The organism is Bradyrhizobium sp. JYMT SZCCT0428 (assembly GCF_018131075.1).
Taxonomy (GTDB): domain Bacteria; phylum Pseudomonadota; class Alphaproteobacteria; order Rhizobiales; family Xanthobacteraceae; genus Bradyrhizobium.
Map to the genome: position 1 here is coordinate 24,861 of NZ_JAFCLS010000068.1, position 10,156 is coordinate 35,016.

Here is a 10,156-nt window from a genome sequence, read left to right on the forward strand (position 1 = left end):
TGGATTCAACCGCGCCTGGATAAAAATGTGATCTCAGGGAGGAGGCGGAGCATGACATCAGGCAATCTGGTTCGAGGAAAAGCCCGCACGGTCGGTGCGGCGCTGGTTGCGATGGCGTTGGTCGCGACGGTACAAGTCGCCAACGCGCAGCCATATCCATCGCGATCCCTGACAATCCTGGTGGGCTATTCCGCGGGCGGGCAGGCGGACGCGTTGGCCCGGATCATCGGCAAGCAACTCGGCGAGAACCTCAAAGTATCCGTCATCATCGAGAACAAGACGGGCGCCAATGGCATGATCGCGGCGCAGGCGGCCGCACGCGCCGAGCCCGACGGATACACGATCCTGATGGTGACGGATGCGATGCTGACGATCGATCCGCACCTCGCCACCAGCAACCAGTTCGACCTCTCCAAGGCGATGGAGCCGGTCGTCAACCTCACGTCGTCCCCGCTGTTGCTTGCCGTCGCCAACAATGTACCGGCGAACTCGGTTGCCGAACTGGTCGCTCTCGGCAAGCAGAAGGCGCAGAGTTTGAGTTTCGGCAGCCCCGGCAGCTCGACGCCGCATCGCCTCGCCGGCGAGATGCTGCAGAAGGCCGGCGGCTTCACCATGACCCACATTCCCTACAAGGGAACGTCGGTGGCCGTGAACGATCTCCTGGGCGGGCAGATACCGATGCTGTTTGGCGCGTTCACGGCGGTCGAGCCGCTGGCGGCGGCGGGCAAGATCAAGGTGCTCGGCGTCACCTCGGAGAAGCGCGACGCGCTGCTGCCCAACGTGCCGGCGATCAGCGAGACTTTTCCAGGTTTCAAGATCACCAGCTACATCGGCCTCATGCTGCCGAAGAACACGCCAAAGCCGGTGATTGATGCGCTGAACAAGGAAGTGAACCAGGTGCTTGCATCCGAGACGATGCGCGGTTGGCTGGACAAGCAGGGCATGATCGCCGTCGGCGGCGCTCCGGACGCTTTCAAACGCCAGATCGAGGTCGACTATCAGGCGAGGGGCGAACTTGTGCGCGCTCTCGGGATCACCGCCGAATGAGAGATGCGTCATGACATCGGCACCAGCCACACAGGTCCGGTTTGACGGCCGCATCCTGTTCCTCTCTGAAGACGCGGACGTGGTGGAAAGCCAGCTGCAGGGGAAAGACGTTGCGCTGGCCGAGGCGCTGCCGTTGCGCAGCGACGTGTCGACCGACGAGGTTACCCCGGCCGCGATCTGCTATTATTACGACGAGAAGCTCGGGGAATTTCCCTATACTGGCCTGAAATGCGGTCAGCGCCTCCCGGTGTCTGCCGGCAGCGTCAAGGCCGGCGGGTTCGGCGTGACGGTGGCGGGGCGCCGCTACGGCAAGGGCTCGTCGCGCGAGGCCAGCCCCTATGCCGAATGGTGCGCCGGCATCAGGCTGGTGATCGCCGAAAGCTTCGAGCGCATCTACCGGCAGAACTGCCGTAATCTGGGGATCTACACCTCGACCGATTTCGCCTTGATCGAACGGATACGCCGCGGCGAGAGCATTTCCGTCAGCGAGTTTACCGAAGGCGAGGACGAACTCACCGCCGAGCTCATTCGGCGCGGAGGGCTGTTCAAGCTGGCGCGCGCGCGAAAGGACGGATGGTCGCCGGCCATGCGCACCACCGCATCGCGGCCGATGACCTATGCCGAAAAGATCATCGCGCGCGCTTCCGCCGGCCATTTGGCTGCGGTTCGCCCCGGGGATGCCGTCTTCGCACGGGCAGACTGGCGCTATGCGCACGAATACGTAACGCCAATGTGCGTCAGCTTTCTCGAGCGGGAAATGGGCGAGGGCCCGATCACGCTGCATGATCGCGCGAGCATCGTCTGCTTCGGCGATCACTTGCCCTTCATCCACCAGACCATGACGCCCGAGCGGCGCGCCCGCGGCCTGCTCGAAGCCGCGCAGGCACTGGCCAGGGTGCAGCAGCAATTCTGCGAGACGCATGGGGTGCGCCTGCACGGCTATCTTACCGACCGTGACGGTTCGGAAGGCATCAGCCACTCGATCATGGCGGAGCGTTACGTCAAGCCGGGTCAGTTGGTCGTCGGCACGGATTCCCATACGCCGCATTGCGGTGCCCTGGGCGCATTGGCGTTCGGCATCGGCACGACCGAGATGGCGAACGCCTGGATGACCGGAGAGGTGCGTGTCGAGGTGCCGCGGACATGCCGTGTGCGGCTGAGCGGCCGCCTTCCGGCCGGCGTTGAGGCGAAGGATATTGTCCTGCACTTGCTGCGCTTGCCCTATGTGCGCGAGGGCAGGGCGATCGGCCAGATGTTCGAGTATTGCGGCGAAGCGCTGTCAGACCTGTCGACCGACGAGCGCGCGACGCTGACCAACATGGTGGCGGAAATCGGCGGCTTCAGCGCAATCGTCGTGCCCGATGCGGAGACGCAGCGCTTCGTCAAGGAGCGCCGCGGCATCGATCTGCAGCTCGAGCCATGGATGTGCAGCGACGAAGGCGCCGAACTGGCTCACCTCATCGAGATCGAGTGCGACAGGCTCGAGCCGATGCTGGCGAGGCCCGGCGATCCCGGTCGCGGCGTTACCATATCGGAACTGGCGGAGACGGTGGGGATCGATATCGCCTATGGCGGCTCATGCACAGGCGGCAAGCGCGAGGATTTGCTGCATTACCATGCCGTGCTCGAATGGGCGGCGCAGCGCGGCATGCGGGTCGCTCCCGGCACACGTTTCTTTCTCCAGTTCGGCAGCCAGGATGTCCGTAACTTCTGCGTTCAAAACGGAATGCTCGACGTGTTTGAACGCGTGGGTGTCGAACTGGTCGAACCGGGATGTGGCGCCTGCGTGAATGCCGGTCCCGGCGTCTCCGAGCGCGCTGATCAGGTGACGGTAAGCGCGATCAATCGTAATTTTCCAGGCCGCTCCGGGCCTGGGCAAGTCTGGCTGGCGAGCCCGTCCACGGTCGCAGCCAGCGCGATTGCCGGTCGCATCGTGAGCTTTCGGCAATTGCGTGCACTGAAAGCGGGGGAAGGCGATACGGTCCCGGACGGCCGATAGTTCGTTCCGCACATGATAGCCTAGGCCGCTCCGGGCCCAAGACGCCCGCAGGGACACCTGCGCCGTCCGGCCGAGAAGGCTATCCGATCATCGTCGTCGGCAAATGGATACCTGCATGCCGCGAATGCAGGGCTCATGGCCGCAAAATAGTGTATCGGCTGGGCATCGCGCGCCGGGGGGACATTCCGGCGCCACCAAATCAAAAGTTTCGGAGGAAGTTTCATGTCGGCTCTGCCACTCGAAGGCATCAAAATTCTCGACCTGACGCGGGTGCTGGCGGGGCCCTTGTCGGCGCAGATGCTGGGCGATCTCGGCGCCGAGGTGATCAAGATCGAGCGTCCCGGCGGCGGCGACGATGCGCGCGCTTTCGGCCCGCCATACCTGCAGGACCCCGAGGGCAAGGCCAACAACAACAACTCGTTCTATCTGTGCGCCAACCGCAACAAGAAGTCGGTCACGGTCAACATCGCCTCGCCGGAAGGCCAGGACATCATCCGCGAGCTCGCAAAATCCTGCGACGTGATGATGGAGAATTACAAGGTCGGCGACCTCAAGCGCTACCGGCTGGACTATGAATCGATCAAGGCGATCAATCCCGGCATCATCTATTGCTCGGTGACCGGTTTCGGCCAGACCGGGCCTTACGCGCCGCGCGCCGGCTACGACGCCATCCTGCAGGCGATGGGCGGCCTGATGAGCGTCACCGGTCATATCGACGGCGAACCCGGCGAGGGTCCGATGAAGGTCGGTCCTTCGATCGTCGACTACATGACCGGCATGAACACCTCGATTGGCATTCTCTCGGCGCTGTTTCACCGCAAGGTCAATGGCGGGGAGGGGCAGCATGTCGACGTCTGCCTGTTCGACACCGTGATCGCCTCGCTGTCGCATTGGTTGCAGATCTACCTCGTCAACGGCGTGACGCCGCCGCGGCGCGGCACCTGGGGCAATGGCGGCATGCCCGCCGGCGTGTTCCGCGCCACCGATGGCGAATTGATGCTGGTGGTCGGCAATGACGGCCAGTTCGCGCGCACCTGCGCCGTGCTGGGCGCTCCCGAGCTCGCGACCGATCCAAAATTCCTCAAGAACAACGACCGCGTCGTGCACGGCAAGGAGATCATGGCGATCTTCGCCGGACTGTTCCTGAAGAAGCCGGTGGCGTACTGGCTGGACGAATTGGAGAAGGCCGGCGTGCCCTCCGGTCCGATCAACAATTTCGAGCAGGTGTTTTCAGACCCGCACGTCCAGTCGCGCGGCATGCGGGTCAAGGTCGAGCATCCCTTCGAGCCGGAGCTGTCGCTGATCCGCAACGCCATCAGCTTCTCCGGCACCCCGGTGAAGGACTATCGCGCGCCGCCGCTGCTCGGCGCACACACCAGGGAAGTGCTGGCGACGATCGGTTACGACGACGCCAAGGTCGAGGCGCTGAAGGCGCAGAAGATCGTCTAAGGCGCGAAACCCGGCTGGATTTGGCAACGACACTTTCACCTCGGTCGAAACATGATGTCACTGGCGGCTGCTAGTGTCGCATCATGGGCTTTCGAACCGAGGTGCCGCCATGAAACGAGAAGTGATCCGCGTCGAATCACTGTCCTCTTATCTCGCGAAGTGGAACGCGCCGATCTCGCCGGTCACGCGGGCCGGCAACATGGTGTTCGTGTCCGGCTTTCCGCCGTTCGACCCGGAAACCGGCGAGGTGCGCGCCGCGCCGATCGAGCGCCAGACCGAGATCGTGCTGGAGCAGATGAAGCTCTGTCTGGAGACTTCAGGCACCAGCCTGCAGAACGTGATGAAGTGCAACATCTACTGCACGTCGGCAAAGCACTTCCCGACCGTGAATGCGATCTATGCGCGCTACTTCCCGGTCGATCCGCCGGCGCGCATTTTCGTGTGCGTCCCGGAATGGATGGGGCCGTTCGACATCGAGATCGACTGCGTAGCAGTTCTCTAGAGATCCTGCCGGGTCAGCCGGCCATACGGCGGCGCCATGGACCGGGCCGGCGCTTTCTTTGCAGGCTCCCCGCCCGTCAGCGCCATTACCGACACCGTGACCACGCGATCAACGATCGCATTCACGTCGTTGAGGTCGCATTGGCCTTCCGACAGTTTCGTCAGCCGTTCCTTTTCGCGGATCGTATGGTGCGACATCGCGAGAGCAAAATGCAGGCCCCAATAGAGCTCGGCATCGTCGCGGCCGGGCAGGGAGCGGCGCATCGCGGCGACGAATTTCCGCAAATGATCGACCTCGCGATTCTTGATGCGGCGGATCGGCGGCACTGACTCGATCGACGCGCGGATCATGAAGCGCGCCGCGGTCGAGCCCTCGCGGTCAGGGCCGAGGCAGCCGCGCAGGGTCGGACCGACCAGCGCGTGCATGATGGCCTCGATCGAGGCGCGGCCGCCGCCGGATTCTTCGGCCGCCTTCAGTTCGTTGAGCCGCTCGCGGTTGGTGGCAAGGCTGCGGGTCACGAACAATTCCGCGATCAACTCGTCCTTCGATCCGAAATGATAATTCACCGCGGCGAGATTGACGTTCGCCTCGGCAACGATGTCGCGCAGCGTCACATCGCCGAAACCGCGATCGGCGTAGAGCCGTTCGGCGGCGGCGAGAATGGCGGAGCGGGTATGATCGGACGCCATATCTGGTCCCCTTCAGGGGAGTTGCATTTCAAACACTTGTATGAAACTATCGTTTGAAGGGCGGGAAATGTCAATCCACCTCGGTTCGTGCGCCAGCAAATCTCTTGCGGTGCGCGAGGGGCGGGCAGACAGTGCCGCCAAAGGTTTCAAAAGCCAGCGAATATCTTCAAAGGGAGCGTCCCATGGACTTCAATATGTCAGAACGCCAGACCGAATGGCTCAACCGCGTTCGTTCGTTCATGAAAACGCATGTTCGGCCCGCGGTGCCGATCTACGACAAGCAGGATGCGGAGGGACCGCGCTGGAAGGTGATCCCGATCCTCGAGGAACTGAAGAAGAAGGCCAAGGCCGAAGGCCTCTGGAACATGTTCATGCCGCCGAACGCGCATGAGGATGACGAATTCCGCGGCGCGGGATTGACCAACCTCGAATATGCGTTGCTGTCGGAAGAGATGGGCCGCATCTCCTGGGCTTCGGAGGTGTTCAATTGTTCCGCCCCGGATACCGGTAACATGGAAGTGTTCATCCGCTACGGCACCAAGGAGCAGAAGCGGAAGTGGCTGCGGCCGCTGATGGACGGTGAAATCCGTTCCGCCTTCCTGATGACCGAGCCCGCGGTGGCGTCGTCGGACGCGACCAACATCGAAACGCGCATCGAAAAGGATGGCGACCACTACGTCATCAACGGCCGCAAATGGTGGTCGTCGGGCGTCGGCGACCCCCGCTGCAAGATCGCGATCCTGATGGGCAAGACCGATCCGGGCGCGGCGAAACACAAGGCGCAGTCGCAGATCCTGGTTCCGCTCGATACCCCCGGCATCAAGGTCGAGAAAATGCTTCCGGTGTTCGGCTATGACGATGCGCCGCATGGCCACGCCCAGGTGCTGCTGGAAAACGTCCGGGTCCCCGCGGAAAACATCCTGCTCGGCGAGGGCCGTGGTTTCGAGATTGCGCAGGGCCGTCTTGGTCCGGGCCGCATCCATCACTGCATGCGCACCATCGGCAAGGCCGAGGAAGCGCTTGAGAAGATGGTGAAGCGGCTGGCCTCGCGCACCGCGTTCGGCAAGAAGATCATCGAGCACTCGGTGTGGGAACAGCGTATCGGCGAAGCGCGCGCCGACATCGAGATGAATCGCCTGCTGTGCCTCAAGGCTGCCGACATGATGGACAAGGTCGGCAACAAGACCGCACAGGCCGAGATCGCAATGATCAAGGTCACCGCGCCCAACATGGCGTTGAAGATCATCGACAATGCCATCCAGGCCTATGGCGGCGGCGGTGTTTCCGACGAAGCCGGCCTGGCGAAGGATTATGCCCATATCCGTACGCTCCGCCTCGCTGACGGTCCGGACGAGGTGCACAATCGCGCCATTGCCAGACTTGAACTTCGGAAGTATGCAAACACGTCGCACTAATTAACGGGAACGCTTCAGATGGCGCTCTCCAAAGGAAACTAAGAAATCTCAAGGGAGCGTCATCGTGGCGGACGGCGTCAGGAAAGACGAAGAGTTTTCAGGCACCAAGGAAGTCGAGGAGCGTCATCGTATCGATGAGAAGCGCCTCGATGGGTGGATGCGCGAAAACGTTGAAGGCTATCAGGGACCGCTGACCGTCCTGCAGTTCAAGGGCGGCCAGTCCAACCCGACTTACCGGCTCGATACGCCTGGACGATCCTATGTGATGCGGCGCAGGCCGTTCGGCAAATTGCTGCCGTCGGCGCATGCGGTGGATCGCGAATTCCGCGTCATCGCCGCGCTCAGCAAGCAGGGTTTTCCGGTCGCGAAAGCCTATGCGCTCTGCACCGACGACGGCGTGATCGGCTCGGCCTTCTACATCATGTCGATGGAAGAGGGGCGGGTGCTGTGGGATCCCACGCTGCCGACCCAAACCCCAGGTGATCGCTACAAGATTTTCACCAGCAAGATCGAGACACTTGCAAAACTGCATCTGTTCGATCCGCAGGCCATCGGCCTCGGCGATTTCGGCAAGCCCGGCAATTATTTTGCGCGGCAGGTCGATCGCTGGACCAAGCAATACCGTGCCTCCGAAACCCAGCACATTCCGGAATTCGAAAAGCTCGCCGAATGGCTGCCGAAGACCGTGCCGGAACAGAAGCGCGTTTCGATCGTCCACGGCGACTACCGCCTCGACAATATGATCTTCCATTCCACCGAACCGCGCGTGCAGGCGGTGCTGGACTGGGAATTGTCGACGCTCGGCGATCCCATGGCCGACTTCACTTACCTGTTGATGCAATGGACCATGCCGGGCCTCGCCAACGCCGATCTGAAGGCGCTGAACATCCCGAGCATGGAAGCGGCCGCGCAGATCTACTGCAACGTGACCGGTACCGAGGTCCCCGACCTGAACTGGTATTTCTCCTACAATCTGTTCCGCCTTGCGGGCATCACGCAGGGTATTGCGGGCCGGATCCGCGACGGCACCGCTGCTAACGCCAAGGCCATCGAGTCGGCGAAGCGCACGGTGCCGCTGTCGCAGCAATCCTGGGAATACGCGCAGAAAGCCGGCGCGAAATAATCTGCAACATGGCGCGGTCCATCCGGATCGCGCCATGTTTCATTGCATCCGCAGGGTGGGCAAAGGCGCGTTAGCGCCGTGCCCTCCATCTCTCCAGATCGTTGTTGCTAATGGTCGGCACGCTGTCGCTTTGCCCACCCTACGATCCACGATTCACTGGAAGTCCACTTGGCGCTCTCCCCAAATATCCGCGGCAGCCTGATCATGGCCACCGCCATGGCCGCCTTTACGATCAACGACTCCATCACCAAGGCGGTGTCGGCGGAAATCAATTTCGGCCAGGTGATGCTTGTGCGTGGCCTGTTCGCGATGGTGCTGGTCGCAGCGCTCGCATTGCATCAGCGCGCGTTGCGCCCCTTGCGCACGGTTGCGACGAAGCCGGTCGCGCTGCGCGTCGTCGGCGAGGTCGGCGGCACGATATCGTTCATGGCGGCGCTCACGCATCTGCCGCTCGCCAATACTTCGGCGATCTTTCAGGCATTGCCGCTCGCCATCACGCTCGGCGCGGCGCTGGTGTTTCGCGAGCCGGTCGGCTGGCGGCGCTGGCTGGCGATCGCGGCCGGTTTTGTCGGCATGCTCATCATCGTGCGGCCGGGAATCGCGGGCTTCAACCAGTTTTCGCTGCTGGCGCTGGTCTCGGTGGCGTTCTGCGCCCTGCGCGATCTCTCGACCAAGAAAATCCCTGAGAAAATCCCCTCGCTGTTCATCACGCTGTTGATGACGGTGACCGTGACGTCGGCCGGCGCGGTGATCCTGTTTCCGCTCGGCGGCTGGACGCCGCCGTCCAATCATGCGCTGGGCATGCTGGCGCTGGCGGCTGTGCTGGTGCTGATCGGCTATCAATGCATGATCGTGGCGCTGCGATCCGGCGATATCTCGGCGGTGGCGCCGTTCCGCTATTCGGCGCTGCTGTGGGCCATGCTGCTCGGCTATTTCTTGTTCGGCGACAAGCCCGACGGCATGATGTTGCTCGGCGCCGCGATCATCGTCTCGTCCGGCCTCTACGCCTTCTACCGCGAACGGGTCCGCGCCCGGCCGGTGGCGGCCACCACGTCAGGCATTCCGCCCGACGGGTTGTGAGCGTCGCGTTGTTTGATGGAACCGATCGCGGGATGGTCGGGCAATTGACAGGCAACCCCGCGATCATATCTCCCGCGCAAGGGGAGATCTGACCATGATCCAGCAACTTCGCATCTATGAAATCTTCGAGAAGAACAAGGCCGCGTTCCATAACCGTTTTCGCGATCACGCGGCGCGTATCATGCGTACCAAATACGGCTTTCGCATTGTCGCGATGTGGGAAACCAAATTCGGTGACAGGACCGAATTCGCCTATCTGCTGGAATGGCCCGATGAGGCGACCAAAACCGCGGCATGGTCGGCCTTCATGGCGGACACCGAATGGTCTGAAATCAAGCGCGTGACGCATGCGGAGCACGGACTGATGGTGGGGCAGATCGAGGATCGCTGGCTGGTACCGGTGGATTATTCGCCGGCACGAGAACGAAGCCTGTTGCAGGCCTCATAAGTTCTCGCTGTCATTGCGAGCGAAGCGAAGCAATCCATTCCTCCGCTTGCGGCGCTATGGATTGCTTCGCTTCGCTCGCAATGACGGACGTGCGGCAGCCGCTGCGACAAATTAACCCGACGGGCAAAATTCCGCTTTCCTCGTCGGGCAAATCAGCGGTTTGAATTGTCGCGTCCCGCCCGACAAGAGGGGCGTGCGCACGTCACGAACGCGCGGCGGGATGCGGTGGACGCTGGTTCACGTCTGACGACGGCGTGGATTTAGCGTACGGCAAAACCGTGTGGTCCTGGCGCCCGTTGCAGGCGTCAAGCTGTCGGAGAAGCGCAAGCGGGAACGGCAGCGACGGAGTCAACCACTCGTCTCCGGGGAGATCACGGCATAAGCCGTAAAGCCATTGCGCAGGG

The 10,156-nt window shown here is 62.4% G+C and carries 10 protein-coding genes; 8 read left to right on the plus strand and 2 right to left on the minus strand.

Annotation, left to right across the window (positions count from 1 at the left end; translation table 11 throughout):
• Positions 1-51: 51 nt before the first annotated feature.
• From JQ575_RS39280 to JQ575_RS39295, 4 genes are all read left to right on the plus strand, one after another.
• Positions 52-1,047 carry a tripartite tricarboxylate transporter substrate binding protein gene (locus JQ575_RS39280; RefSeq protein ID WP_212038537.1) on the plus strand — a complete coding sequence of 332 codons (996 nt, stop codon included), beginning with the start codon at positions 52-54 and terminating at the stop codon, positions 1,045-1,047.
• 10 nt (positions 1,048-1,057) lie between these two features.
• Positions 1,058-3,046 carry an aconitase family protein gene (locus JQ575_RS39285; protein ID WP_212038538.1) on the plus strand — a complete coding sequence of 663 codons (1,989 nt, stop codon included), beginning with the start codon at positions 1,058-1,060 and terminating at the stop codon, positions 3,044-3,046.
• Positions 3,047-3,268: 222 nt separating this feature from the next.
• Positions 3,269-4,495, plus strand: a complete 1,227-nt coding sequence (locus tag JQ575_RS39290) for a CaiB/BaiF CoA-transferase family protein (RefSeq protein WP_212038539.1) — start codon at positions 3,269-3,271, stop codon at positions 4,493-4,495.
• 109 nt (positions 4,496-4,604) lie between these two features.
• Positions 4,605-4,997 (plus strand): RidA family protein, encoded by a 393-nt coding sequence (locus JQ575_RS39295; protein ID WP_212038540.1) that lies wholly within the window; start codon positions 4,605-4,607, stop codon positions 4,995-4,997.
• Here the strand turns inward: JQ575_RS39295 and JQ575_RS39300 are convergent.
• Positions 4,994-5,686, minus strand: coding sequence for a TetR/AcrR family transcriptional regulator (locus JQ575_RS39300; RefSeq protein WP_212038541.1), 693 nt, complete (start codon positions 5,684-5,686; stop codon positions 4,994-4,996). The genes JQ575_RS39295 and JQ575_RS39300 overlap by 4 nt on opposite strands.
• A gap of 182 nt (positions 5,687-5,868) precedes the next feature.
• On the opposite strand from JQ575_RS39300, the gene JQ575_RS39305 reads away from it, so the two are divergent.
• The 4 genes from JQ575_RS39305 to JQ575_RS39320 all read left to right on the plus strand — a co-directional run bounded on the left by JQ575_RS39305 (position 5,869) and on the right by JQ575_RS39320 (position 9,752).
• On the plus strand, positions 5,869-7,101 hold the full coding sequence (locus tag JQ575_RS39305) for an acyl-CoA dehydrogenase family protein (protein ID WP_212038542.1): 1,233 nt from the start codon (positions 5,869-5,871) through the stop codon (positions 7,099-7,101).
• Positions 7,102-7,165: 64 nt separating this feature from the next.
• A complete protein-coding gene (locus JQ575_RS39310) occupies positions 7,166-8,224 on the plus strand; it encodes a phosphotransferase family protein (protein WP_212038543.1) in 1,059 nt (352 codons plus the stop codon).
• A 168-nt stretch (positions 8,225-8,392) separates the two neighbouring features.
• On the plus strand, positions 8,393-9,304 hold the full coding sequence (locus tag JQ575_RS39315; protein WP_212038544.1) for a DMT family transporter: 912 nt from the start codon (positions 8,393-8,395) through the stop codon (positions 9,302-9,304).
• A 94-nt stretch (positions 9,305-9,398) separates the two neighbouring features.
• Positions 9,399-9,752, plus strand: coding sequence for an NIPSNAP family protein (locus tag JQ575_RS39320; RefSeq protein ID WP_212038545.1), 354 nt, complete (start codon positions 9,399-9,401; stop codon positions 9,750-9,752).
• Positions 9,753-9,954: 202 nt separating this feature from the next.
• Here the strand turns inward: JQ575_RS39320 and JQ575_RS39325 are convergent.
• Positions 9,955-10,156, minus strand: a 202-nt coding sequence (locus tag JQ575_RS39325) for a hypothetical protein (RefSeq protein WP_212038546.1), incomplete at its 5' end; no start/stop codon positions are given.